This window comes from Gordonia sp. G4 (genome assembly GCF_057770005.1).
Genome location: NZ_CM173442.1, coordinates 2,973,653 through 2,999,277, shown reverse-complemented (window position 1 = coordinate 2,999,277; position 25,625 = coordinate 2,973,653). Strand labels below are relative to the sequence as shown.

Annotated in this window: 23 protein-coding genes and 1 tRNA gene; 11 read left to right on the top strand and 13 right to left on the bottom strand. The window is 68.4% G+C overall.

All coding sequences use genetic code 11. From position 1 onward, the window contains the following. Positions 1-15: 15 nt before the first annotated feature. Positions 16-1,854, bottom strand: a complete 1,839-nt coding sequence (locus AC3B5T_RS13405; protein ID WP_488357465.1) for a hypothetical protein — start codon at positions 1,852-1,854, stop codon at positions 16-18. Positions 1,855-1,952: 98 nt separating this feature from the next. Here AC3B5T_RS13405 and AC3B5T_RS13400 point away from each other — a divergent pair, with 98 nt between their 5' ends. Both AC3B5T_RS13400 and pgi read left to right on the top strand, forming a co-directional pair. Beyond that, positions 1,953-2,312 carry a chorismate mutase gene (locus tag AC3B5T_RS13400; protein WP_010843604.1) on the top strand — a complete coding sequence of 120 codons (360 nt, stop codon included), beginning with the start codon at positions 1,953-1,955 and terminating at the stop codon, positions 2,310-2,312. Between the two features lie 59 nt (positions 2,313-2,371). Next, a complete protein-coding gene (gene pgi / locus AC3B5T_RS13395) occupies positions 2,372-4,069 on the top strand; it encodes a glucose-6-phosphate isomerase (protein ID WP_010843603.1) in 1,698 nt (565 codons plus the stop codon). Positions 4,070-4,097: 28 nt separating this feature from the next. Here pgi and AC3B5T_RS13390 read toward each other — a convergent pair whose 3' ends face one another. From AC3B5T_RS13390 to AC3B5T_RS13375, 4 genes are all read right to left on the bottom strand, one after another. After that, positions 4,098-4,631: a hypothetical protein gene (locus AC3B5T_RS13390; protein WP_014925826.1), complete on the bottom strand. Its 534-nt coding sequence runs from the start codon at positions 4,629-4,631 to the stop codon at positions 4,098-4,100. A gap of 19 nt (positions 4,632-4,650) precedes the next feature. Next, positions 4,651-5,181: a hypothetical protein gene (locus tag AC3B5T_RS13385; RefSeq protein ID WP_010843601.1), complete on the bottom strand. Its 531-nt coding sequence runs from the start codon at positions 5,179-5,181 to the stop codon at positions 4,651-4,653. Between the two features lie 81 nt (positions 5,182-5,262). Continuing rightward, positions 5,263-6,006 carry an SDR family oxidoreductase gene (locus tag AC3B5T_RS13380; protein WP_035717829.1) on the bottom strand — a complete coding sequence of 248 codons (744 nt, stop codon included), beginning with the start codon at positions 6,004-6,006 and terminating at the stop codon, positions 5,263-5,265. A 51-nt stretch (positions 6,007-6,057) separates the two neighbouring features. Then, on the bottom strand, positions 6,058-6,948 hold the full coding sequence (locus AC3B5T_RS13375; protein ID WP_010843599.1) for a DNA-formamidopyrimidine glycosylase family protein: 891 nt from the start codon (positions 6,946-6,948) through the stop codon (positions 6,058-6,060). A gap of 25 nt (positions 6,949-6,973) precedes the next feature. Here AC3B5T_RS13375 and AC3B5T_RS13370 point away from each other — a divergent pair, with 25 nt between their 5' ends. Continuing rightward, positions 6,974-7,714, top strand: a complete 741-nt coding sequence (locus AC3B5T_RS13370) for a 3'(2'),5'-bisphosphate nucleotidase CysQ (protein ID WP_010843598.1) — start codon at positions 6,974-6,976, stop codon at positions 7,712-7,714. Between the two features lie 10 nt (positions 7,715-7,724). Beyond that, entirely contained in the window at positions 7,725-8,474 is a 750-nt protein-coding gene (locus AC3B5T_RS13365; protein ID WP_010843597.1) for an ABC transporter permease, read from the top strand. A 109-nt stretch (positions 8,475-8,583) separates the two neighbouring features. Here AC3B5T_RS13365 and cobF read toward each other — a convergent pair whose 3' ends face one another. Genes cobF through AC3B5T_RS13350 form a run of 3 tightly spaced genes read right to left on the bottom strand, consistent with a single transcriptional unit; the run spans position 8,584 to position 10,409 of the window. Next, positions 8,584-9,342 (bottom strand): precorrin-6A synthase (deacetylating), encoded by a 759-nt coding sequence (gene cobF, locus AC3B5T_RS13360; protein ID WP_010843596.1) that lies wholly within the window; start codon positions 9,340-9,342, stop codon positions 8,584-8,586. 2 nt (positions 9,343-9,344) lie between these two features. Further along, positions 9,345-10,154 (bottom strand): SDR family oxidoreductase, encoded by an 810-nt coding sequence (locus AC3B5T_RS13355; protein ID WP_035717818.1) that lies wholly within the window; start codon positions 10,152-10,154, stop codon positions 9,345-9,347. Between the two features lie 30 nt (positions 10,155-10,184). Continuing rightward, positions 10,185-10,409, bottom strand: coding sequence for a hypothetical protein (locus AC3B5T_RS13350; protein WP_010843594.1), 225 nt, complete (start codon positions 10,407-10,409; stop codon positions 10,185-10,187). An 82-nt stretch (positions 10,410-10,491) separates the two neighbouring features. Here AC3B5T_RS13350 and AC3B5T_RS13345 point away from each other — a divergent pair, with 82 nt between their 5' ends. After that, positions 10,492-11,457, top strand: coding sequence for a GlxA family transcriptional regulator (locus AC3B5T_RS13345; protein ID WP_010843593.1), 966 nt, complete (start codon positions 10,492-10,494; stop codon positions 11,455-11,457). A 46-nt stretch (positions 11,458-11,503) separates the two neighbouring features. On the opposite strand, the gene AC3B5T_RS13340 is transcribed toward AC3B5T_RS13345, so the two are convergent. Both AC3B5T_RS13340 and AC3B5T_RS13335 read right to left on the bottom strand, forming a co-directional pair. Then, positions 11,504-11,579 (bottom strand) — tRNA-Arg (locus AC3B5T_RS13340). Between the two features lie 77 nt (positions 11,580-11,656). After that, the gene (locus tag AC3B5T_RS13335; RefSeq protein ID WP_193748610.1) at positions 11,657-11,872 is read right to left on the bottom strand and encodes a hypothetical protein; all 216 of its coding nucleotides are present in this window, start codon (positions 11,870-11,872) and stop codon (positions 11,657-11,659) included. Positions 11,873-11,968: 96 nt separating this feature from the next. Here AC3B5T_RS13335 and AC3B5T_RS13330 point away from each other — a divergent pair, with 96 nt between their 5' ends. Next, positions 11,969-14,461 (top strand): LuxR C-terminal-related transcriptional regulator, encoded by a 2,493-nt coding sequence (locus AC3B5T_RS13330; RefSeq protein WP_010843591.1) that lies wholly within the window; start codon positions 11,969-11,971, stop codon positions 14,459-14,461. Positions 14,462-14,634: 173 nt separating this feature from the next. Continuing rightward, positions 14,635-15,966: an acyltransferase gene (locus AC3B5T_RS13325; RefSeq protein WP_010843590.1), complete on the top strand. Its 1,332-nt coding sequence runs from the start codon at positions 14,635-14,637 to the stop codon at positions 15,964-15,966. A gap of 7 nt (positions 15,967-15,973) precedes the next feature. On the opposite strand, the gene AC3B5T_RS13320 is transcribed toward AC3B5T_RS13325, so the two are convergent. After that, positions 15,974-17,197 (bottom strand): oxygenase MpaB family protein, encoded by a 1,224-nt coding sequence (locus AC3B5T_RS13320; protein ID WP_010843589.1) that lies wholly within the window; start codon positions 17,195-17,197, stop codon positions 15,974-15,976. A 128-nt stretch (positions 17,198-17,325) separates the two neighbouring features. On the opposite strand from AC3B5T_RS13320, the gene AC3B5T_RS13315 reads away from it, so the two are divergent. Both AC3B5T_RS13315 and AC3B5T_RS13310 read left to right on the top strand, forming a co-directional pair. After that, the gene (locus tag AC3B5T_RS13315; RefSeq protein ID WP_193748611.1) at positions 17,326-18,012 is read left to right on the top strand and encodes a TetR family transcriptional regulator; all 687 of its coding nucleotides are present in this window, start codon (positions 17,326-17,328) and stop codon (positions 18,010-18,012) included. A gap of 51 nt (positions 18,013-18,063) precedes the next feature. Beyond that, positions 18,064-19,677 carry an MFS transporter gene (locus AC3B5T_RS13310; RefSeq protein WP_035717816.1) on the top strand — a complete coding sequence of 538 codons (1,614 nt, stop codon included), beginning with the start codon at positions 18,064-18,066 and terminating at the stop codon, positions 19,675-19,677. 10 nt (positions 19,678-19,687) lie between these two features. Here AC3B5T_RS13310 and AC3B5T_RS13305 read toward each other — a convergent pair whose 3' ends face one another. Continuing rightward, positions 19,688-20,134, bottom strand: coding sequence for an SRPBCC family protein (locus AC3B5T_RS13305; RefSeq protein ID WP_035717809.1), 447 nt, complete (start codon positions 20,132-20,134; stop codon positions 19,688-19,690). A 135-nt stretch (positions 20,135-20,269) separates the two neighbouring features. Between AC3B5T_RS13305 and AC3B5T_RS13300 the strand changes: the two genes are divergently transcribed. Both AC3B5T_RS13300 and AC3B5T_RS13295 read left to right on the top strand, forming a co-directional pair. Continuing rightward, positions 20,270-22,231: a gamma-glutamyltransferase family protein gene (locus tag AC3B5T_RS13300; RefSeq protein ID WP_055475818.1), complete on the top strand. Its 1,962-nt coding sequence runs from the start codon at positions 20,270-20,272 to the stop codon at positions 22,229-22,231. A gap of 199 nt (positions 22,232-22,430) precedes the next feature. After that, positions 22,431-24,602 (top strand): glutamine synthetase III family protein, encoded by a 2,172-nt coding sequence (locus tag AC3B5T_RS13295; protein ID WP_055475817.1) that lies wholly within the window; start codon positions 22,431-22,433, stop codon positions 24,600-24,602. Positions 24,603-24,715: 113 nt separating this feature from the next. Here the strand turns inward: AC3B5T_RS13295 and AC3B5T_RS13290 are convergent, their stop codons facing one another. Next, on the bottom strand, positions 24,716-25,612 hold the full coding sequence (locus AC3B5T_RS13290; protein ID WP_055475842.1) for an SDR family NAD(P)-dependent oxidoreductase: 897 nt from the start codon (positions 25,610-25,612) through the stop codon (positions 24,716-24,718). Between the last annotated feature and the right edge of the window lie 13 nt (positions 25,613-25,625).

The window sequence follows — 25,625 nt, the reverse complement described above, 5'->3', positions numbered from 1 at the left end:
CACGTCGACCAGTCCTCAGCCCCCGGCGAAGCGCGCCTCGGCGGCCTCGCCGACCCGCCCGGCGCCGGTGTGCAACCGCAGTCCCGGCGTCAGGGGACGGACGTCGACATGGTCGCCGCCGCCGTCGATCCGGACATACACCGAACCCAGGCCCGCCCGGACCGGCGCGCGGACGGCATCCCCGTCCTCGAGGGCGATCTCGATCTCGCCGTCCCGGGTCGCGCAGTAGCTCAGCGCGATCGTCCAGGGCCAGGAGAACAGCGGGCCGTCGAGTCGCAGTCGGGAGGGTCCGGAGACCTCCGGCGCGCGACAGGTCCCCTCGCCCGCGTAGATGATGCGTCGTTGCGTCACGCCGCCAGGCACGAGATTGCCCGCGGTGTCGAGCACGAACAGCCGGTCGGTCGCCACCCCGAAGTCGGGCCGGGGATCCACCCGGCCGAAGATCCGGCTGACCTGATTGTCGGGATAGACGAACGGCTGCAGGATCTCCAGCGGCACGGACTGGTCGAGCAGGGTCCGGCCGCCCGGGCCCTCCGCCGCGGCGTCGTGCAGCGACGCGGTCGCGGTCTCGAGATAGTCGCCGGTCGGGTTGTCCCGCCACGACGACGAGAACGAGACCAGTGACACCAGGGCGGAGACCACGACGAGCGCACCCACCACGGAGGCGAACGCGGGTAGCGCCGACCGTTCCTCTTCTCGTCCGGTCTCGTCGTCGGAGGTCCGTGCGTGTCGTCCGCCCACCTCCCCGGTCCGGGACGGCGCCGCGCACAGCAGGGCCAGCGCGATGCTGAACACCAGTGCCGTGTCCGGCAGATAGCGCATGTGCTGGGCGAGTTCGATCGCGGTCTGCGGGCTCGATCGATTCCACATCACCGGGATCTGCGCCGCGACGGCGTAGATCGCCGCGGCCGCGACGATCCCGGCGCCGCCACGTCTGCGGGCCACCGCCCACCACGTCACCGCGGCCAGCACCAACCAGCCGCCGACGATCATCCACATCTGCGGGAAGCCCGTCGGCGGACTCGGCGTCCACCGCTCCCACTCCCACGGCCCGCCGACGAGCGACGGTACGACGGCGTCGGTCACCGATCTCCAGACCAGGCGGGCGGTCTGCGCCATCGAGTGCTCAACCGATGTCGGGTCCGTGGTGACGAAGTACACGACCACCCACAGCGCGGCGGTGACGGTCAGCGCAACCCACAACTCCCGGGCCGCCCGGAGCGTCGGCATCGTCGCGCGCGCACCGCCGTTCGCGAGGATCGCCGCGACGAGCGCCACCGGCAGGATGAACAGCGACTTCTCGAAGAACGCCAACGCGATCACGAAGACGATCGTCGAGCGGATCCACACCAGCCGGCGTCGCGAATCATCGATGTCACCGCGACCGAGACGCACCGCGTCGGCGACGATCCACGCCATCGCCGCCTGCATGGGCAGTGTGTTGAGGCCGGCCGCCCACCAGGCGAACGCGGGCACCGTCATCGGACTGAAGAGATAGAACGCCAACGCGACCAGTGCACCGATGCGTGCGCGCGGCGCGATCGTCCGCACCATCCGCCACACCGCCACCGATGCGATGGCCTGCATCACGACCAGCATCAGCGCCGGCAGCGCCCAGTTCAACGGCGCCAGCCAGGTGGCCACACCGGCGAGCAGGAAGGCCGCGGGCATGAAGTGGCCGTCGTGACTGTGCCCCAGGTACTCCCAGGACAGGATCGGATTCGACGACGCCCATGCGACGAGCACGAGATCGTCCCAGTAGAAGTTGCCGGTCGCGACGAGCCAGCCCCTGATGATCAGCTGGCCCACGATGAGGGACACGGCAACAAGGGACACCATCCGCGCGTTGGGCATGCGCTCCAGTTTCCATGTGCGGCGCGCGCCGTCGTGGCCGGGTCGGGTGACTCGGCCACGTGCGGGTCGTCGCGGGGCGTCGTGGCAAAATCGGGCGCGTGACCGATCGCAGCCCCAGCCCCGGCGCTCAGGACCCCCGCCCGTCCGGCGGCACGTCCTTCGAGCACTCGATCGACCTCGACAAGTACCAGCTCTCGTCCGAGGTCGGCGACCTGCCCGACGACATCGACCAGCTGCGACTCGAGATCGACCGGCTCGATGCCGTGATCCTCGCGGCGATCAAACGCAGGTCGGCGGTGTCGAAGAAGATCGGCGCCGCGCGGATGGCCTCCGGCGGCCCGCGCCTGGTCCACAGCCGGGAGGTGAAGGTCCTGGAGCGCTTCCAGGACCTCGGCCAGGAAGGCCACACTCTCGCGATGCTGCTGCTACGCCTGGGACGCGGACCGCTGGGCCGCTGATCGCCGGGCCGTGTGACGACCGTCGCGGCCGGGTCCCCGACCACATAGGGTTAGTGGTCATGAGCACCCAGGCCCCCGGCAGCGACTTCACCGGCACCGATCACGGCGACATCACCGCGACGCAATCCTGGCAGGCGCTAGCGGCTCATCAACCGCACGTGTACGCCATGCACCTGCGTGAGGTGTTCGCGATCGATCCCGCGCGCGGCCGCGAACTCACCGTCGACGTCGGCGACCTGCACATCGACTACTCGAAGCACCGGGTCCTGCGCGAGACCCTCGAACTGCTGATGAGCCTCGCCCGCGAGATCGGTCTCGAGGAGATCCGCGACGACATGTTCGCCGGAACCCACATCAACACCTCCGAGGACCGCGCGGTCCTGCACACCGCCCTGCGACTCCCGGCCGACGCGACGCTGACCGTCGACGGTCAGGACGTCGTCGCCGACGTCCACGAGGTCCTGACCCGCATGGGTGAGTTCACCGACCGGCTCCGAAGCGGAGAGTGGAAGGGACACACCGGCAAAGCCATCACCGACGTGGTCAACATCGGCATCGGCGGCTCCGACCTCGGGCCCGTGATGGTCTACCAGGCGCTGCGCCACTACGTCGACGCCGGGATCCGCTGTCACTTCGTCTCCAACGTCGACCCCGCGGACATGGTCGGCACGCTCGCCGACCTCGACGCCGAGACGACCCTGTTCATCATCGCCTCGAAGACCTTCACCACCCTGGAGACGCTGACCAACGCCGCCGCCGCACGCACCTGGCTCCTGCAGGCCCTCGACGCCGACTCCGATGCCGTGGCACGGCATTTCGTCGCCGTCAGCACCAACGCCGCCGAGGTGGCCGAGTTCGGCATCGACACCGACAACATGTTCGGATTCTGGGACTGGGTCGGGGGCCGCTACTCGGTGGACTCGGCCATCGGGCTGTCGGTGATGGCCGCCATCGGCAAGGAACGCTTCGCCGAGTTCCTCGACGGCTTCCACATCGTCGACGAGCACTTCCGCACCCAGCCGCTGGAACACAACGCGCCGGTCATCCTCGGCCTGATCGGCCTCTGGTACAACAACTTCTGGGATGTCGGCACCCGCGCGGTCCTCCCCTACAGCAACGACATGGCCCGCTTCGCCGCGTATCTGCAGCAGCTCACCATGGAGTCGAACGGGAAGTCGGTCACCGCGAGCGGACACCACGTCACCACCGACACCGGCGAGATCTTCTGGGGCGAACCGGGAACCAACGGTCAGCACGCGTTTTACCAACTGCTGCATCAAGGTACGCGGATGGTACCGGCGGACTTCATCGGTTTCGCCGAAGCGACCGACGACCTACCGACCTCTCCCGACGGCTCGGGCTCCATGCAGGACCTGCTGATGAGCAACTTCTTCGCCCAGACCAAGGTGCTCGCCTTCGGCAAGACCGCCGACGAGATCGCCGCCGAGGGCGTGCCCGCACATGTCGTGGCCCACAAGGTGATGCCGGGCAATCGGCCCACCACCTCGATCCTCGCCCCCCGGCTCACCCCGTCGGTGATCGGCCAGCTCGTCGCGCTCTACGAGCACCAGGTCTTCGTCGAGGGCGCCATCTGGGGCATCAACCCCTTCGACCAGTGGGGCGTCGAACTGGGCAAGACCCAGGCCAAGGAGCTACTCGGCACCATCACCCAGACGGAGGCACCGGACGCCCACGACGATTCGTCGACCGATGCCCTCGTGACCTGGTACCGGGAGCGACGGGGCCGCGCGGTCTGAGGGGTTTCGACAAGCTCAACCGGCAAAATCACTTCCAGTAGTCCTCGTCGAAGACCTCGTCGGGGATCTCGTCCCCGGGCTCGACGCCGAGAGACTGGATGCGTCCCATGATCGCGGCCGCGGTAGCCACGTAGGTCACGAGATCCGTTGGCTCCACGTCACGTTCGGCGGGATCTCCGCCGAGGAACTCGTACAGGGCCGGTGGCACGCAGGCACCCATGTCCAGTGCCCGGGTCGCGGTTGCCGCCCGCCAGGCGTCGAAGCTCGCCACGTCGACGGCCTCGGCGACTTCGCCGGTGCGGATGGCCTCGGACACCTCGTCGAGGGTGGCCAGCTCGCCCGATGTCCCGCTCGACGGGTCGAAGCCGAGAACCGTGTCGGCGGAGGTCGACTCGTCGTCGGTGAGGGTGAAGTAGACGATGCCCCGCCAGTCGGAGCCCATGGCCGCGATGTCCGTCCGGTCGAAGATCTCGCCGAGCAGCTCGCCGACCTGCTCCCGCTGCCGCGCGCCGAACACCTGAAACGCGCCCGACGCCACCACTTGTCCGTGCTTGTTCGCCACGACGGCCACCTTACGCAGGTCAGTCGTCGATGCCGAGGACGACCACGCGCCCCGACGCCGGAGACAGATAGACCCTCGCCCGCCACTGCGTGGACGAGAAGGCCCGGTCGAGTTCCGGGCTGCCGAGCAGCTCGCCGGCCGGGACGAGATCGTGCAACGCGCTCACCGGCGGGTCGGGATGGGGGACGGGCGTCGCGTCGTACTCCTGTACCCACTCGGCGACCTGATCGGCACCGGCCGTGACCACGGCGTCGAACCAGTAGGTGCTCGGCCCGGGGACGCGACCGGTCGAGGCATCCCCGAGAGTGCCCGCCGCCCAGCCGTCGACAGTCGAATCGGCCAGAGCCGGGAACCGCGCGGCGACCGGCTCGATGTCGCGGCGTGGGCCGGTCGTGAGGACCTTCGTCGGCTGCGACGGGGACGACGAATCCGCCGTCGAGGAGACGGGGACCCGTTCGGTCGGTGCCGGTGTCCCGCAAGCGAGCAGCCCGGCGAGTCCGAGTACGGCGGCGACTCCGGCCCACCAGGGCCGCCACCGATTGCGCAGCATTCCGCCACGCTAACCCGTCACGGGCGCCTGCACGTCAAAGGTCTACTGCGTGAATGAGTTCCGGCAGACACGCGGAACAGCTCAGACGAGTCGTCGACTGATCGACGCCGGCAGGAACTTCAGCGCCGCCGCGATCGGCGTCCACGGCCACGCCGGCACCGGCGCCCAGTCCTTCTCCGCCTCGATCGCCTTGACCAGGGCGTCGACGCCCTTGTCCGTGTCGACCATCAGGGAGGTCTTCACTCCCCGGTTGATGTCGGTCTCGATGTAGCCCGGCGCGACGATCGAGACGGTGATGGGCGACGAGGCGAACTCGGCCTGGAGTCCCTGCCCCAGCGCTGTCAGTCCGGCTTTCGACGCCGAGTACGCGGCCTGCGCCTTGGGCATGCCGCGGACGCCCGAGATGGAGCTGACCAGCACCAGATGCCCCGCGTTCTGCGCACGGAAGATCTCGAGCGCGGCCTCGGCCTGGGCCAGCGCGCCGACCAGATTGGTCTGCACCGTCTCGATGTTCGCCGCGGCCTTACCGGTACCGAGGGGTGCCCCCTTGCCGAGTCCGGCGTTGACGACGACCCGGTCGAGACCGCCCAGACCGTCGGCGAGTCTCCGGAACACCTCGGGAACGGCCTCCACATCGGTGACGTCGAGCGTCGCGACTTCGACACGCTCGGCGGAGGGCCGCAACTCCTCGGCCAGCGCCTCCAGCTTCTCGCGCCGACGCGCCGCGAGCGCGAGCGAACGCCCCTGCGCGGCGAAGCGTCGGGCCATGCCCTCCCCGAGTCCCGAACTGGCCCCCGTGATGAGAATTCTCTGCCGTGTCGTCACGACGTCCAGGCTACCGGCCGGTAAGTTCCGGGCTCCCGGCCGGCCGGACACCTACTTCAGCAACCGGGACATCCGCCGATCAGCCAGCACCTTCCCGCCCGTCTGACACGTGGCGCAGTACTGGAAGGACCGATCGGCGAAAGACACCTCGCGGACGGTGTCGCCGCACACCGGACACGGCAGGCCGGTGCGGGCGTGCACGCGCAGACCGGTGCGTTTCTCGGACTTCAGCCGCGCCACGGCCTGGCCTTCCAGTCGTCCGGTGGCATCGGTGAGAACGCCGCGCATGGCGTCGTAGAGCGTGGCGACCTGGTCGGGCTTCAGCGTCTTCGACGACGCGAAGGGCGACAGGCGTGCGGTGTGCAGGATCTCGTCGGAATACGCGTTGCCGATCCCGGCGATGGTGTGCTGATCGGTGAGTACGTTCTTGATCCGGCCGGTCGTCCCGGACAGGATCTCCGCGAACTGTTCGGCCGTCAGTTCGAGCGCGTCGGGTCCCAGACCCGCGATCCGTTCGACCTCGGTGAGCTCACGGACCAGCCACACGGCGAGCCGCTTCTGGGTGCCGGCCTCGGTGACGTCGAATCCCTCACCGGGCAGCCCGCAGTGCACGCGCAGGGCGATCGGGCTCTTCCCGCCCGGACGCAGGGGCTTGGGCGACAGGTCCTCGCTCCATCGCACCCATCCCGCCCGCGACAGATGGATGACCAGCTGCAGCAACGGCTCTGACGCGGTGGCCGCCGAACCCGGAATGGTACGGATGACCAGGTACTTCCCCACACGTCCGACGGATTCGACGATCCGGTCCATCAGCGCCGTGTAGGGCGGGTCGGCGGTCTTCAGCACCGACAGCGACGCGACGTCGACCCGTCGGATCGGGAGTCCGGCCGCACGGCCGTCGACGTAGTCGGCGATCGCGGCCACCTCTGGAAGCTCAGGCATGCCACCAGTGTGCTCTAGTTGTGGGATGAACTCCCGACTTTCCGACGCCGAACTGGCTGCCCGGATCGCGCAGGGAGCCGGAGAGGTACTTCTCGGAATCCGGTCCGGTGATCTGCTCGGCGGGGCGATGCTCGGCGACGTGGGCGATGCGCTTGCGCAGGCGTGGATCTCGACGGTGCTGCGCAAACACCGGCCACGCGATGCGGTGCTGTCCGAGGAAGCGGCCGACGTCGGCGACCGGGCCACCGCTGCTCGGGTGTGGATCATCGACCCCTTGGACGGCACAAGGGAATTCGCCGCGGGTTCAGCGGACTGGGCCGTACACGTGGCCCTGACCGAGAGCGGGATCGTCACCGAGGCGTCGGTGTCCCTGCCCGCGACGGGTGAACTGTTTCGTTCGGACACGGTCGCACGGACCGCGGGCGAGCTGACCCGCCGCCTGGTCACCTCCCGGTGGGGCGGCTCCTACGAGACCAGCTACGTGGCGAACCGTCTGGGTCTGCAGATGGTGCCGGTCGGTTCGGCCGGGGCCAAGGCGATGGCCGTCGTCCGCGGCGATGCCGACGCCTACGTCCACGCCGGCGGCCAGTACGAGTGGGACAACGCGGCGCCGGTGGGGGTCGCCCTGGCGGCCGGCCTGCACTGCAGTCGCCTCGACGGGTCGGAGATCGTCTACAACAACCGGCATCCGTACATGCCGGACTTCGTCATCTGCCGCAGCGAGATCCGCGACGAGATGCTCGCCGCGTTGCAGCAGATCTGGTGACCTGGAGACCGTGAACGGAGTCGGCGACGCGGTCGTACAGATCGGTCCGGCGCTGATTGTCGTCGTCGTACTGCTGGCGGTGGCCGCGGTGGTGGTCAACCGCCGGTCCGGCCTGGCCACCGAGACGATGGTGGCGGTGCTACGTGCCGTCGCACAACTCGCCGCGCTGGCCGCGGTGCTGGCGGCGGTCATCCCCCATCTGTGGGCATCCGCCCTGTTCGTTCTGCTCATGGCGTCGGCGGCAGCGTGGACGTCGGCCCGGCGCGTGAACCCGGACCGCTCCGGCCTCGTCGGGATCGCGTGGTGTGCGGGTCCCGTTGCGGTTCCGACGATCGTCATCGTCACCGCACTCCTCGTCATCGGAGTGCTTCCCGCCCGCGGGATCGCCGTGATCCCGACGGCCGGAATCCTGATCGGCGGTGCGATGGTGACCACCTCGCTCGCCGGGCGCCGAGCGCACGACGAGTTGCGGGTTCGGCGCGGCGAGGTGGACGCGGCGTTGTCGCTGGGTCTGCTCTCGCGGGACGCGCGCATGGAGATCTGCGGGCCCGCCGCTGCGAGCGCCCTCATCCCCGGACTCGACCAGACCAAGTCGGTGGGGATCGTCACCATTCCCGGTGCGTTCGTGGGCATGGTCCTCGGCGGGGCCTCGGTGTGGGCCGCCGCGGCGATGCAGCTGTTCGTACTGGTGGCGCTGCTGACCGTCAGTTCCATCGCCATGCTCGTCACCGTCGAACTCGTTGCCCGCGAACGCCTGTGAGCCTTCGACATATGCAGATGTCGCGTGTCGTGGCGTCCAGCGCAACGAAGTGCGGCATCTGGCGGACAGGTGCGGAGGGTGTCCACCTCGATGAGCGGGGTCAGACTCCTCAGTGCGCCTTGCGCAGCAGATAGATGTCCATGATCCAGCCGATCCGTTCCCGGGCCGCGGCGCGCTCTCGGACGATCCGGTCCGTGACCTCGCCGACTCTGCCGCTGATCAGGATCTCGTCGTCGGTGCCCACATAAGCGCCCCACCAGATGTGATCGTCCGGGTCGGCGGTGTGCCGGAAACTGAGGTCGGCGTCGAGCATCACGATCTGGTTGGCGTCGGCACCCGCAGGAGTGTCGGCGAGGCGTCGGCCGGTGGTCGTGTGGATAGGTTCGCCGACGCGGTTGGCCACGATGCCGTGCGCCGCGGTGAGTGCGCTGGCGCTGGTCACACCCGGAATGACCTCGACGACGAGGTCGAGATCGTCACGGGCGGCGAGATCGTCGACGATTCGCAGCGTGCTGTCGTAGAGTGCGGGGTCGCCCCAGACGAGGATGGCGGCCACACCGCCGTCGCCGACCTCGTCGCGCAGCGCGGTGGCGATCAGATCGGCACGCGCGGCATGCCAGCGCCGGACCTCCGCGTCGTAGTCCGCCGGCTCACGGTCGCGCGGCGGATCGGGAATCTCCACCAGCGAATGGCCCTGCCGCGCATGCTCGGTGAGGATCGCGCGACGGGCGTCGAGCAGACCGCTCTTCGCAGTGCCCTTCTCGAGGGTGAGGAAGGTGTCCACGTCGGCCATCGCATCGATGGCCTGCAGCGTGATCTGACGTGGCCCACCGGGTCCGATCCCGATGACGCGCAGCGTGATTCGCACGGTCAGATCTTCACCTTCGGAAGCCCGTGCTTCCGGGCGGTCATGTCCAGGATGAGCTGCCTCGGCGCGAGCCGCCGGAGCAGGAAGACCGCGCCGGCCTGATTACCCTTGGCATAGAACGGCTTCGGGTGTTCGGCAAGAGCGGCGTCGACGATCTGGGTGGCCATGCTCTGCGCGCTGATGCCCGCATCCTCGTTGCGCCTGGTCGCGGCGGCGAGCGTCTCGTATTCGGCCCGGTACGGCGAGTCGTCACCGATGAAGATGCTCCGACGGTCTCCGATGCCGGTGGCGATCGTGCCCGGCTCGACACTGATCATCCGTATCCCGTACGGCGCCAGCTCACGTCGCGACGCGAGGGCGAACGCCTTGAGCGCCGACTTCGTGGCCGCGTAGTTGGACCGGAAGGCGACGGGGAAGCTGGACAACATCGACCCCACCATGACGACCGTGCCACGACGCCGCCTGCGCATCCCGGGCAACACCGCCTTGGTCAGTGCGATCGGCCCGAAGACGTTGACGCGGAACAGATCCTCGACCGCCGACATCGGGGTGTCCTCGAGCGACCCGGCCTGGGACTCGCCGGCGTTGTTGACCAGGATGTCGACCTCGCCGACCAGGGCCGCGCACGACTCGGCGGAGTCGTAGTCGGCGTTGTCGAGACGGACATAGGTGACGCCCGGCAATGGGTTGCGCACGGCGTCCGGGTTGCGGGTGGTGCCGTAGACCCGATGCCCCCGTGCGACGAACTGACGAGCGACCTCGGCACCGATGCCACTGGTCGCGCCGGTCACGAGGACAGTCTGTGAACTCACGACCGCAACGGTAGCGCAACGGCCGAGGCGTCAGACGAGCTTGTCGTACCGGCGGGTGAGGATGCTGAGTTCCGCGGCCACCCGCTCGGAGTCGGGGCCGTAGGGGCGCCTGGAATCGCGGGTGAACCAGTCGGCGATCCGCTGGCCCGGCGTCCGCTGGCCGGCCGGGGTCCGACGCGCGGTGAGAGTCAGCACCCCGGCGGTGCCGGCGACCGAAGCGATGACGACGAGTGCGAGAACAAAGATGAGTGTCATGGCAGTTATCCTGCGCCCACTATGTTCCCGCCAACAGTGGCAGCAAAGCCATTGTTCGCAAATTATCTGCCATACTGGGTTGGTGTTGAAATCCGTCGGCGTCCTCCTCTACGGACGCGTCGCACTGTTCGAGTTCGGTGTCGTCCACGAGGTGTTCGGCCTCGATCGCACCGACGACGGCGTCCCGGCCTTCGATTTCCGGGTCGCGTCGCCGGAACCGGGATCGTCACTCGGCGTGGGCCACGGGGTCTCGCTCCAGGTGTCGCACACCCTCGCCGAGTGCCGTGACGTCGATCTGGTCGTGATCCCCGGGGGAAGCATCAGCGGCAACTACCCCGACGAGATCCTGGACACCATCCGCACGGTCGTCGACGGCGGCGGCCGAGTGCTCACCGTCTGTTCGGGCGCCTTCGTCGCGGGTGCGGCCGGCCTCCTCGACGACCGCCGGTGCACGACCCACTGGCGTTACGGCACCGACCTCGCGCGCATGTTCCCGCGCGCCCAGGTCGACACCGACGTCCTCTTCGTCGACGACGGCCCCGTCACCACGAGCGCGGGCACCGCCGCGGGGATAGACGCATCGCTGCACCTGGTCCGGGAGGCCTGGGGACCGGCCGTCGCCAACCGGATCGCGCGGCGGATGGTCGTGCCACCGCACCGCGACGGCGGTCAGCGTCAGTTCGTCGAGGCACCCGTACCGGCATGCACCGACGAGGGGTTCGGCACGCTGCTCGCCTGGATGACGGCGAACCTCGACCGAGACATCAGCATCGACGACATGGCGACCCGCATGCACATGTCGGGACGGACCTTCGCGCGACGGTTCGTCGACGAGGTCGGGATCTCGCCTCGCCGCTGGCTGACCGAGCAGCGCGTGCTGTCGGCGAAGAACCTGCTGGAGTCGACCACCGCGAGCGTCGACGAGGTGGCGCGGCGGGTCGGTTTCACGTCGGCGACGCTGCTGCGTCACCACTTCGCCGCGAGCGTCGGTGTCTCGCCGCTGGTCTACCGCCGGCGGTTCGCGAAGTCCGCTGCTGCGGAGACATAGCCGAGACCGCGCCCCGCGCGGCCACGAGCTGCGAAACCGGCCTGGTTGGTGCCCTCGGTAGGATTCGAACCTACGACCTACCCTTTAGGAGAGGGTTGCTCTATCCCCTGAGCTACGAAGGCGCGCCGCGCAAGGCTTGTCGGCGCGGCTCCCGACAGCCGGAGTCTACGCGAGCGGCATCCGCCGTCGACGACGTGCCTCAGATGGTGAAGATCGTGTAGTTGGTCCCCTGCCGCCGATTCTGCGCGCGCACCCGCCCCACCAGCACGACGGCCACACCCCCTGCCACGACGGCGCACACCCCCGCGGCGATCGCCGACGGCCCGCTGTTCCAGGTGAGGGCCAGCCCGGCTCCGAGAATGCAGCCGAGTGAACAGAGCGCTGCACAGATCATGAGTATCGCCATGTTTCGCATGTGATCACCCTCGAGCACACCGGACCACGAGTCATGATCAATGATTGATCAACCGGAAATCAGTCATGGAAACGCCACCGGAGGTGAGCCCCGACCATGATCACCGATCGTCGAGCGGTGGCGTACACAACCACTCCCGTTGTGGCGCTGCTCGACGCCGACGGTCACCCGATCCCGATGCGCCCCACCGCACAACGCGCCCTCACGCTGCTGCTCCGACACCGCCACACCGGGCTGAGCCCCGAGGACCTCGCCGCCGGGATCTGGCCTCTGGACATGCCGGAGCACCCGGACGCCGCAGTGCGGACCGTCCTCAGCCGTCTGCGCCGCCACCTCCCCGCGGACTGTCTCCGCCGGACCCCCGCCGGCATCTGCCTCACCGGCCTGTCCGGGCCCGGCCACGTTCCACCACCGTTCGTCGGCCGCGATGCCGAAGTCCACGAGCTCACCCGGATGCTCGACACCCACGACGGGGTGTTGGTCACCGGGCCGTTCGGTGTCGGCAAGTCCCGACTTCTCGCGGAACTGTCCTCTCCTGACTCCGGTCGACGCTCGTGGCGCCGCGAGGTCGTGACCCTCCCGTCGTCACTCCCCGCGCTGCACGCCCGCTTCGGTGCCGAGGACCCCGTCGATGCCCTCCGGCATGCCCTGACCGCAGGAGGAGACCTCCCGACCCTCGTGGTCGTCGACGACATCCATCGCGCAGACCCGGCCGTCCTGGAGTTCCTGATGGCGCTGACCGACCTGGGACCGACCCGACTGCTCGGTGCCGCCATCACAGAAAACGCTGTGCCGGAATCGATCACCAAACTCCTGCGGACGAACCGGTGGGCCGGGTTCACGCTCGGGCCGCTGGACGACGCGGCATCGGCCGTGCTGGGTCACCTCGTCGGCGCACGAGCCGACGTCGGTCAAGCGGGCGGAAACCCGGAGCTGATCTGTTCGCTCGCACGCGCGGACGACCCCGGGGACGGAATCGCCGAAACCGTTCGGCGCCGACTGTCCGGTCTACCCCGAGAGTGCTCGGAGGCTCTCGCGCTCGTCGTGGTCGCCGGAATGCTCGATTGGGAATGCGTCGCCCGACTCGGCAGTCACGAGGCGATCGTCACCCTGGAGGATCACGAGTTCGTGACCACCGACGCGACCGGCGCCCGGGCCGCGTCCGCACTGGTCGCCGCTGCGGTCGAGCGGTCGATGACCCCCGCGCGTCGTCGCCGGCTGGCCGAACTACTCCACGCGGCCGCGACGACGCCCGTGATGCGCGCGTCGTGGGGCCTCGACCTCGGACAACCGGTGAGCACCGCCGACCTGCTGGCCGCCGGCGTTTTTCACCTGCGGTCTGGTGATCCCGACTCCGCCGAACGGTTCGCCGCCACCGCCTGGAAGTCGGATCCGAGCGCCGAGGCCGGGTTCGCCTGGGCCCGAGCTCTCGCGCTGGGCACTCGATCCAGCCCTGAGATCACTTCCCGGCTCGCGCAAGTGCGAGCCCAGCTACCGTTCGACACACCCGCGATCGCCGTCGCTGCGGCTGTCTCGACCTTCCTGAAGGGCGCCGACCCCGACGCCGCGCGGCAGGAGCTACGAACGATCCCGGGACCGCACCAACCGCTCGGACGAGTTGTCGAAGCCCTGATCGACACGTACACAGGCCGGCCCGACGCCGAGACACCCTGGCGTGTGTTGCAGGACAACGACGACCCGATCGTTCGCGGCGCCGCGTGGGCGACGTGGTTCCTCGCTTCTGACCTGGCAGCGGACCCGAACATCGGCGCCCTCCTCCCGGACTCCGACCGAGCAGAGGACGAAGGGTTGTCGGTCGCGCAACTCCACGCGATGCGGGCCCGCGCACTGCTCTCGAAGGACGATCCGGGGGCCGCGAAGCGCGAACTCGGACTCGCCGCGTCGACGACGCCGCTGGGCGACCTGCGGATGCGTGCATGGCTGGCGACCATCCGTTCCGAGATCCATTTTCGCGCGGCCGATTTCGACGCGGCCGCGACGTCGGGCACCCGCGCGGCCGAGCTTCTCGCCCGAAGCGGACACCGCAGCGACGAACGTATCGCCAAGCACTGGCTGGCGATGACCCTCGCCGCTTCGGGTGACCTCGACGGCGCCGGCGTCATGCTGGCCGACGCCGAGCGCTTGCCCTCGGCCGCGGTGATCGGCGACCATCACGGCGACGCGGCCCGCGCACTCATCGAGTGGGATCGTGGACGGGCCGAGGCTGCCGCCGCGTGCATCGCGACCGGATACGACCGGATCGCGCGACACTCCGTGGCGGACGATCTGTCGCTGTCGGTGGTCGCCGCGCTGGTGTCTGGGGACGACAACCCTTTCCGCACGGCCACCCCCGCCGCGGTCCGCGAGCGGATCGTGCGAGAGCTACGCGAAGCGAGAAGTCCGGAACCGTCGGCCGCCGGCCTGACCGGTCGCGAACTCGAGATCTTGCGTCTGTACGCCCGACGCCGCACGGCAGCGGAGATAGCCGCCGAACTCGGCCTTGCCCCCACGACGGTGCGCAACCACGTGGCGCGCGGATTCCGGAAGCTCGGCATCGGCAGTCGGCGGGACATCCCCGATGGCTTGTGACGTCGGTGGCAGAACCACAGGCGAGCATCGGGGGGTCGGATCGAGAACCGGACATTGCTGCCTGTGATCGTCGCCACTCGAGACACCCCGGCGCTGGGGTTGATGCCCGTTCCTGTCCGTACACTGCTTACCGCATACGTTCCACCGTTTCACCCGGGGAGGTCTTTTCGTTGGTGCACGCGGCATCAGGATCGGCGCGCACCGCCGACGACGACGAGACCACAGCCACCGCTGCCGAGACGCCGGGCCCCGCCGCCGCACCCCGTCCCGCCGAGCCGGGCCCTCCCCCGGCTGCGACCAAGCCGCGTGGACGAGCGCACACCGCCGATTTCGTCCGAGTCGTGCTGTTCACCTTCGTGGTCGTCGCGCACAGCGTCAACGCCATCAACGGCGGGGCCGACGAGATCCGCGGAGCGAATCTGGTGGGCACCCTGTGCCACCTGACGCGATACGGCTTCGTGGCGGTGACGCTGTATGTCCTCGTGCTGAGCATGCAGGGCCGGGAGATGTCGCCGTGGCAGTTCTGGCGGCGCCGCTTCGGGCTGGTCGTCGGCCCCTACCTCGCCTGGACGCTGATCTACACGGTCACCGACCACCTCATCCTCGCGGACAACCCGTTCCCACCCGCCCGTGAGATGCTGCCCCGGCTCGCGCACGACCTCATCGTGGGCGAGGGCAAGTATCAGCTGTACTTCCTGCTGATCTCGATGCAGATCTACCTGTTCTTCCCGCTGATCTCCTGGATCTTCGAGCGCGGCCGCAACCGCCCGTGGTTGTTGCTGGCCTGCGGGACCGCGATCCAGCTCCTGGTGTTCGTCGTCTACCAGTACCTCCCGAGACCTTCCGGCCACGCGTGGGACGTCGCCTACCAGCACATGTGGAAGACGCTCCCGATGTATGCGCTCTTCGTCGCGGTGGGCGTATTGGCCGCGCAGCACCGCGAGGCCGTCGACCGCTGGCTCCGCGAGCACATGGCCACCGTCGTTCTGGTCGCGGCGGGCTGCGCGGCGTTCAGCGTCGCGGGCTACTTGCTGGCCACGTCGCCGGGCAATGTGCCGTGGAAGGCCAACACGGCCTGGAACCCGGTGTCGCTGCCCTGGTACATCGGCGGCTTCGCCCTGTTGTGGCTGATCGGCCTGGTCTGGGACGACCGACGCGCCGCCGGCCGACCGGCCGGCGGACGGCTGGTGTCGCAGGCCACCTTGCGCGCCTTCGGTGTCTTCGCGGTTCACCCGCTGATCCTCGACATCCTGGGCCGCGTCGGATTCCTCAGCGGACTCTTCGACTGGTTCCCGCACTCGGCGGTCCTGCGCTCGATCATCTTGATCGCCCTGGTGCTCGCGGCATCGCTGGCGCTCGTCGACCTCCTCCTGCGCCTGCCGTTCAGCAAATGGCTGACCGCCCGGCCCCGCATCCCCCTGTTGCCGAAGCGGAACAAGAAGGAGCAGGACCGGGCGGTGGAAGTCGCTGAGTCGGCGGGGGCTGAGAAGGTGTCCGCCGACTAGGTGTGGGCTACTTGTACTTCGGGTTGTTGATCACCGGGATCTCGATGTTGATCGGCATCCGCAGTTCGGACATGTAGAAGAGGACGAACTGGCGGAGGAACTCGTCGAACAGCCAGTACGCCTCGCGCGGCATGCCGACGTTGAGCAGGCCCTCGCGGATCTGCACGTACGGACCCCACGCCGTCTCGAGCAGCGGGCTCCACACGGGCTCGCGCGGGATCTGGTACCAGTTCGCCACCTGATCGCCGAGCACGAACCTCGTGAGGGCTCCCAGGACGCCGCGCGAGATCAGCGAGAGATCGAGGTTCATGCCGAGATCGAGCAGCATGTCCGCGAGCTTGCGACCCTCGGGGGTCGGCGCCAGGATCGGATCGAGCACCTGTTGCGCCTGCGAGTCGGCGGCGGCCCATGACGCCGGGATGTACTCGTCCGAGACGCCCAACAGACGAGCGGTGATCTGCCACGAGTGCAGGAATCCGGCGGATTCGTCGGCGGCGATGGGGACGTTCCACTTGTCGAAGTTGCGCATGACCGTCGTCGGCAGGCTGTGCCAGGTGACCATGATGTCGGCCTGGCTGATCGGCTTCTTCTCCGTCGCCCCGTGCACCCAGTGGGGCGACTGCGGCAGGAGGTGCCGCACTCCCGCGTGGGCCAGACGTGTCTTGACGCACGTCACGACCATCTCGCCGCCGGGTTGGTAGGCGTTGAGCGATCCGATGTCGTAACCGAGCTTCGCGGTCTTGGTGATGCGGTCCTTGAGGTCCCACCCACCTTTCGAGTAGTAGACCGCACGGGCCTCACGTGGGATGACGGTGCTCATCATGCCGCTGGCGAAGCCGTACAGGACACCGAGGTATGTTCCGCGCTTCTGGTTGAAACGAACAACGTCGGCCAGCTTGGCCTGATCCGTCCACGACGGCAGCTGCCGCGCGTGCTCCATGAAGTCGCGCAGTTCCGAGGGCAGGCCGGCCGGCAGTGGCTGCGAGTTGCGATGCCACGTGCGCAGCAGTCGGTTGACGTTGTGCACCTGCCCACTGTCGATGACCTTGGCGACCACCGGATCCGCCTCGTCGTCCCACACCTGGCGAGGATCCGCACCACGACCGCGACCGGGCACCGAATTCGCCGGTGACCACGTCCACGGCGTCGTCTGCGAGAGCGCCGCCACCGCTCCGGCAGCACCGACGGCACCTCCGGCGCGTATCAGATTTCGTCTGTTCAGATCTTCCATGACCCCGTCCCATCACTTCCATGTATCAATGTGACAAACAACGTATCCTTGTATCATTGTTACCACCAGGTGGTCCAGGACACACCTGTTTCGCCGATTTTGCGATCATGGAAGCTCATGCCGTCATCATGAGTAGAAGGGGTGACCAGGTGACCACGCAGCCGTCCGGCGCTTCGCTGTCGAGCTCACTTCTCCAGCGCGCATTCCTCGAGTCCTCGACACCGTCGGAGGAGGCGGCCGATCCCACCGCCGAGCGCCTCCTCGACGCGGCCTTCGAACTGTTCTGCCGGCTGGGCGTCCAACGCACTCCGATGGAGAAGGTCGCGAAAAGCGCAGGCGTCACCAGAGTCACCCTGTACCGCAAGTTCGCCACCAAGGACGCGCTCGTCGACCAGGTGGTGCTGCGCGAGTTCCGCCGCTACTTCGACCGCTTCCGCGCGGAGATCCCCCGTGCCGACACCGTCGCCGACCGTGTGGTCCTCGGATTCGTCGGCTCGTTACGTGCCATCTCCGGCAACCCGCTGATCGGTGAGATCAACGACGCCGAACCGAGCATGCTCATCGAATCGATGATCGGCGGGGACGGCAAGCTGCTCGCGACCGTCCAGCACTTCGTCGCCGCACAGCTGCGTCGAGAGCAGTTGGCGGGCAACATCTCCGACCTGCTCGACGTCGACCTCGTGGCCGAGATGATGGTCCGCGTGTCGGCGTCGTTCCTGACCGTGCCCAGCCGCGTCGTCGACATCACCGACGATGCCCAGCTCGCCACGGTGGCGCGTCAGTTCCTCGTGCCGATGCTCAATCCCGCGCAGTGACGGGCCGAAGCTGCAAAGATCAGAGCGCTCACCACATCTGAGGAGACTGCCGTGCGCTCATGGTCTGTGATCATCATCCTGGCTGTCTCACAGTTCGTCATGGTGCTCGACAGCACCGTGATGAACGTGTCGATCTCGGTGGTGGCCGACGACCTCGGGACCTCGATCACCGGCATGCAGGCCGCGATCACCTTCTACGCGCTGACGATGGCCGCCTTCATGCTGACCGGCGGCAAGCTCGGCGACCTGATGGGCCGGGCACGAGCTTTCAAGATCGGTGCCGTCATCTACGGCATCGGCTCGCTGACCACGGCGCTGAGCCCCAACCTGCCCGTTCTGCTGATCGGCTGGTCACTGGTCGAGGGGCTGGGTGCGGTTCTCGTCATCCCCGCGATCGCCTCACTGGCCGCCATCAACTACACCGGCAAGGCGCGTGTCACCGCATTCTCGATCCTGGGCGCGGTCACCGGGCTGGCCGCCGCGGTCGGCCCGCTGCTCGGCGGGGTGATGACCACCTACCTGTCGTGGCGCTACGTGTTCGTCGCCGAGACCGTCGTGATGGTGGCGGTCCTGTTCGCGGCCAAACTGATTCGTGATGTACCCCGTGACCCGAGCGTGCGCATCGACCCGCTGAGCGTCCTGGCATCCGCCGGTGGCCTGGCGCTCGTCGTCTACGGCGTCCTGCAGTCGAAGACGTGGGGTTGGTTGAAGCCGCAGCACCCACCTGAGTTCGGCGGCAACGAGATCGCTCCCCTCGGTGTCTCGCCCGTCGCATACCTGCTCTTGCTCGGGGTCGTCGTCCTCTGGCTGTTCGTCCTGCGCCAACGTGCCCTCGCCGACTCCGGCAGGCAACCGCTGCTGCGCATCGAATTGTTCCGGATCGCCGCACTGCGCAGCGGGCTCGGCGGCTTCCTCGCCCAGTACTTCGCGATCGCCGCGCTCTTCTTCGTGGTCCCGGTGTACCTGCAGACGATGCTCGGACGCGACGCCCTGCAGACCGGGGTGAAGATCCTGCCGCTCTCGGTGGGCCTCGTCATCTTCTCGATACTCGGATCCTGGCTCACCGCACGACGATCCGCCCGATTCATCGCGCGCGGCGGGCAGATCACGATGGCTCTCGGGACACTTCTGATCATCGCCTCGGTGGGCACCGACCTGCGCAGCGCAGCCTTCGCCGCGGGCATGTTCGTCGTCGGCGCGGGCTTCGGATTGCTCGCCTCACAACTGGGCAACGTCAACATGTCCGCCGTCGAGGAGAAGGACACCTCCGAAGTCGGGGGCCTGCAGGGCACCTTCCAGAACCTGGGTTCGTCGTTCGGCACCGCGGTCGCGGGTTCGGTCTTCCTGCTCATGCTCTCGTCGGGCTTCGTGTCGGCGGTGAGTGAGTCCGAGACCCTCTCACCCGATGACCAGCAACGTGTGGTCGCGGCCGTGGACGATGCGGGCGTACCCATCATCTCCGCCGACGAGGCCCGAACCATCGTCCTCGACGCGGGTGGCTCGCCGGATGCCGCGCAAACGGTGTCCCAGGTCTACGCGGAGTCGCAGATCGCGGCCCTGCAGCAGGCCTTGTTCGTCGTGTTCGGCCTTCTCGTCCTGGCGTTGCTGTTCTCGCGCCACCTGCCCAACCGGATACCCGAGCCCGCCGATGTGGAGGCCGGCTGAACCGGCGAGATCAGCCGGTGGCGCGGACCTTCTTGCCGATGGTGGTCTCGGTCTGCCGGACCGCCTGTGCGGCAAACGGTCCCACGACCTTGCCGAGCAGTTTGCCCGCCATGCCGCCCGGCAACGTGTAGGTGAATTCCACGTCCATGTCGGTGGCCGAACCGCCGTCGGCGTCGGCGAAGCGCCACGTGGTGTTCGCCGCGAATCCCTCGATCGCCTCCAACGTGATCAGCTCGTTCTCGACGTATTCGGTGCACTTGACGACCGAATTCAGCGTCTTGGGCCCCACCTCCATCGACACCGCGAACGTCGCACCGAGTCCGCTCGTCTGGTCGGTCGTGGGTTCGAAGCGGGTGACGCCGAAGAGGTATTCGCTGACGTTCTGATAGCCGTCGACGTAGCTGAACACCTTCTCGCGCGGCCCGTCGATCCTCGCCTGATGCCGTACCACTCCCACGATTCTCCCCGTTCGTCTCGTTCGGCCGACCATGCCGGCGCGGCCCTCCCGTCGACCCTATGCGTGGCCGTACTCTCCTGAACACCTCGACCCGGTTCTCGTCACGAGCGGTCGACCGGCCAGTACGCTTGGTCGATGACGCCCCGTCGCGGAATCTCACTGGTGGTGCGAGCTCTGGCCGTGGTGACGGCCACCGCTCTGCTGACGACCGCCTGCGGCGGCGATCCGGCCGAGCCGGGAGCGAGTCCGGTGACCTGCGCCGAGATCCCCAACGGGGAGATGATCGAAGCCCAGGCCGTGTCCGCCGCACCCACCGACATCGCCACCAGACCTGAGGTGGCTTCGGGGTTTCGCACGGGGATGAGACCCGTCGTCACCGAAACCTACGCCGCCGCAACCGCGAATCCGCTCGCCACCCGGGCGGCCTGCGAGGTCCTGCGCGACGGTGGCACCGCCGCCGACGCCCTGGTCACCGCGCAGCTGGTGCTCGGCCTCGTCGAGCCGCAGTCCTCCGGCATCGGTGGTGGCGCCTTCGCGCTCTACTACGACGCGGCGTCGAAGAGTGTGCGGGCCTTCGACGGTCGCGAGACGGCGCCGGCCGCCGCCACCGAGACCTACCTGACCCGGATCAGCCCGGACGATCCCGCACCGCCGGTACCGAGTGCCCGCGCCTCGGGTCGGTCCATCGGCGTGCCGGGCGTGCTCCGGATGCTCGAGATGGTCCACGGCGAATTCGGCGGCCACGCATGGCGAGACCTGTTCGATCCCGCAGTACAGCTGGCCGACAACGGTTTCGACATCAGTCCGCGGCTCGCGACCGCGATCGCCGCGTCGGCGGCCGAACTCGCCGTCGACGCGGATACACGCGCGTACTTCCTGTCCGCCGACGGCACGGCCAAGCCGGCCGGCACCCGGCTCGTCAACCCGGCGTACTCGAAGACGCTCGGCGCGCTGGCGACCGACGGCGCCGGAGCCATGTACGACGGGCCGCTCGCCCAGGCCATCGTCGCCGAGGCCGGCAGCACCGAGGGCGGCATGACACCGAGCCTCATGACCGTGCAAGACCTTCGCGACTACCGTGCGATCGTGCGGGAACCGGTCGTCACGACGTATCGCGGACGAGAGATCGTCGCGATGCCCGGACCGTCGTCGGGCGGGATCGCCGTGGCGTCGGCGCTGGGCATCCTGGCGAACTTCGACCTCCCGTCGATGCCGCCGACCGATGTCGACACCGACGGCGGACGTCCCGACCCGGCCGCCGTCCACCTCGTCACCGAGGCCGAGCGCCTCGCCTACGCCGATCGCGACAAGTACGTCGCCGACCCCGATTTCGTCCCGCTGCCCGGGCGCGGGGTGGCGACCATCCTCGACCCGGCCTATCTGCGGTCGCGAGCGGCGCTCATCAAGCCCGAGTCCTCACTCGGCGAGGCGCCGGCGGGCGACCTCGGTCCGGTACCCCTCGGGTCGTATGCCGGCCCCGAACACGGGACCAGCCACATCACCGTCGCCGACCGCTACGGCAACGTCGCCACGATGACCACCACGATCGAATCCGCTTTCGGCAGTTACCACATGGTCGACGGCTTCCTCCTCAACAACCAGCTGACCGACTTCTCCGCAGAGCCCCGGGATGACGCCGGCGCATTGCTCGCCAACCGGGTGTCACCCGGCAAGCGGCCGCGGTCGTCGATGGCGCCGACGCTCGTCCTGCAGCCCGGCACCGACGGGGCCCCGGCCGAGGTGGTCGCCGCCCTCGGCTCGCCCGGCGGGTCGGTGATCATCCAGTTCGTGATCAAGACGATCGTCGGGATGCTGGACTGGGGCCTCGATCCCCAGCAGGCCGTGTCGATGATCGACTTCGGCTCGGCCAACACCCCGACGTCGAACGTCGGCGGCGAGCACCCGCTCGTAGACACCGCCGACGACGGCGCCGACGATCCGCTCGTCCGAGGCCTACGCGAACGCGGCGCCGAGGTCTCGGTGGAAGAGCAGTCGAGCGGACTCAGCGCGTTGCTCCGCCAGGACGGCGGCTGGATCGGCGGCGCGGATCCGCGTCGCGAGGGTGCCGTGATGGGCGACGACGCGACGCTGCGATAGCCCGTCCCGGCCGCGGACGCCGGGACCGACGCTGCCTCAACCGGGTTCCGACCACTAGTTTTCCTCAGCGTCACATGGGTGCAATCGGACGCATACACCCAGCTCATAGCGTCGAGTCGCTCGCATCTGCGACACCGGCGTAGCGACGTCGTCGTGCGACCCCCGCGCACGTGGGGGCCGAGATCATCCAGGAGTATCCATGAGTGGCAGCATGTCCCGCCGGCAGGCGATCGAGGCCGTGACGACCTACGACGTGTCGGCGCCCGGTTTCGCCGAACCGCTGGCAGACACGTTCGGGCGCAACGTGTTCAGCTTGTCGGTGATGAAGAAGCGGCTGCCCAAGCACGTCTTCAAGGCGGTCGCCGCGACCATCGACACCGGCTGCGCACTCGACCCCACCCTCGCCGACTACGTCGCGGTGGCGATGAAGGACTGGGCCATCGAGAGGGGCGCCACCCACTACGCCCACGTCTTCTATCCGCTCACCGGGTTCACAGCCGAGAAGCACGACTCGTTCCTCGAACCCGACTCCACCGGCGCGTCCCTCGCCGAGTTCGCGGGCAAGACCTTGATGCAGGGCGAGCCCGACGCGTCGAGCTTCCCCAACGGCGGCCTGCGCGGGACCTTCGAAGCCCGCGGCTACACCGGCTGGGACGTCACCAGTCCCGCCTACCTCCTGGAGAACCCGAACGGCAACACCCTCTGCATCCCGACGATCTTCATCTCGTGGACCGGCGAGGCCCTCGACAAGAAGACCCCGCTGCTGCGCAGCCAGCAGGCCATGAGCAAGCAGGCGATGAGGTTGCTCCGGCTGTTCGGGCACGACGACGTCGACACCGTGGTGTCCTACGCCGGCGCCGAGCAGGAGTACTTCCTGATCGACGAGCACTTCTTCTACGCGCGACCGGATCTCATGACCTGCAACCGGACCCTGTTCGGCGCCCCGCCGTCGAAGGGGCAGGAGTTCGACGACCACTACTTCGGCGCCATCCCGGAACGCGTGCTGTCCTTCATGATCGAACTCGACCGCGAGTTGTTCAAACAGGGGATCCCGGCGAAGACGCGACACAACGAGGTCGCACCCGGCCAGTTCGAGATCGCGCCGGTCTTCGAACGGTCGGTTCTCGCGCACGACCATCAGCAACTGATGATGACCACGATGAAGGCCGTCGCCGAGAAGTACGGCATGAAGTGTCTGCTGCACGAGAAGCCGTTCTCCGGCGTCAACGGTTCGGGCAAGCACGTCAACTTCTCGCTCGGCAACAGCAATCAGGGCAACCTGCTCAACCCGGGCGAGACCCCGCACGAGAACATGCAGTTCCTGACCTTCTGCGGCGCGATCATCCGCTCGGTGCATCTCTACGGCGGACTCCTGCGGGCCGCGGTCGCCTCGGCATCGAACGACCACCGGCTCGGCGCCAACGAGGCTCCGCCGGCGATCATCTCGATCTTCCTCGGCGAACAGCTGATGGACGTGTTCGAGCAGATCGCCAAGGGCGGCGCCACCGGCTCCAAGGCCGCGGGGGTCATCGAGCTGGGCGTCGACACGCTCCCGCCCCTCAAGGCCGATCCGGGTGATCGCAACCGCACCAGCCCGTTCGCGTTCACCGGCAACCGGTTCGAGTACCGCGCACCGGGTTCCAACCAGTCGATCTCCGATCCGATGGTCGCCATCAACACGATCCTCGCCGACTCACTCGACGTCATCGCCGCGGACCTCGAGAAGCTCCTCGCCGATGGACTCGACCTCGCCGACGCCGTCCAGAAGGTGTTGCAGGAGATCGTGAACTCGCACGGAGCGGTCATCTTCAACGGCAACGGCTACTCCGACGAATGGCAGGAAGAGGCGGCCGCCCGCGGGCTGAAGAACCTGCGGACGACGGTCGACGCGGTCACGGAGTACACCTCCCCGGAGGTGATCGAGATCTTCCAGAGATACGGCGTGCTGTCGGCCCGCGAGCTCGAGGCCCGTGAGGACGTCATCTTCGAGTACTACGCGTTGACGCTGCTCGTCGAGGCCAAGGAGACCGCGGAGATCGCCAAGACCATGATCATGCCGGCGGCGATCCGCTACCAGGGTGAGCTGGCAGGCACCGCGGCATCGCTCAAGATGGCCGGGATCGAAGCTCCCACACCGCTGCTCGAGGAACTGACCGGGCTGATCAGCTCCCTCCACGACGGGTTGGCGACGCTGGATGCCGGCATCGCCGGGATGCACGGCGAGTCCACCTTCGACGAGTCGAAGTACGCGCTGGAGACGCTGATCCCGGCCATGGCCGCGGTCCGCGAGGTCGCCGACACGCTCGAATCCATCGTGGCCGACGATCTGTGGCCGCTGCCGACCTACAACGAGATGCTCACGATCCTCTAGACGCACGTCACCGGATCCGGATGATCTCGTGCCCGGTCTCCGGGTACGAGATCATCCGGATCACCGGTTCACCGGACGCGCGGTGACAGCGCCGCGACGAGACACTCCTCCGCTCACCCCAGTGGCCACCGGGTGCCGGTGAGAGTCTCGGCCTCGGTCCAGAGGCGGCCCGCCAGTTCGTAGTCGCACGCGGTGCGGGCTCGGCCCGACAGCACCGGCCGGCCGCGCAGTCCCCACAGCCCGTCGACCCCCACGTAGCTGCCCGGCGGGACCGGTTCGGTCAGGCAGTGCAGCGTGGGTGCCGCACCGGCGTCGAGGTCGTTACCGACCACCCCCGCGAGCCCCTGGGCCACCCGGTGCAGAGCTCCCAGCCCCGGCTTGTTCGAGATGTTCGACGCCGCCCAGCCCGGGTCGGTGAGCATCGAGGTCACCGGTGACCCGACGTCGCGCAACCGTCGGTCGAGTTCCAGACCCCAGAGCATGACCGCGAGCTTGGAACCGGTGTAGGCCCGCGGCGCCGACCAGCGAGTGCGCCGATATTCGAGATCGGCGGGGTCGATGCGCGCGCGACGATGGCCTTCGGAACCCACGGACACGACGTGTCTGCTGATGCGCGGCAGCAGGAGATTGGTCAGTGCGAACGGTCCGAGGAAGTTGGTGCCCATACCCAGTTCGAACCCGTCCGGTGTCGTCCTGCGCTGGTGGGGAAACATCCCGGCGTTGTTGACGAGCGCATCGACGGGACCGTCGAGTTCCGCGACGAACGCCCGGACCGAGGCTAGGTCGGCGAGATCTAGCCGCAGCACCTCGCAGTCGCCACCGAATTCCCGTGCGCGCCGGGCGCCGAGGTCGGTGTCGCGCACGGCCAGCACCACCCGCACACCGGCCCGGGCGAGCGCGCCGGCGGTGGCCAACCCGATGCCGTTGGTGGCACCGGTGACGACGACCCGCGAACCGGCCAGGTCGGACAGGGACTTCGACGAGGAAGGCATGGACGCCACGGTACCCATCGGATGTCCGGTG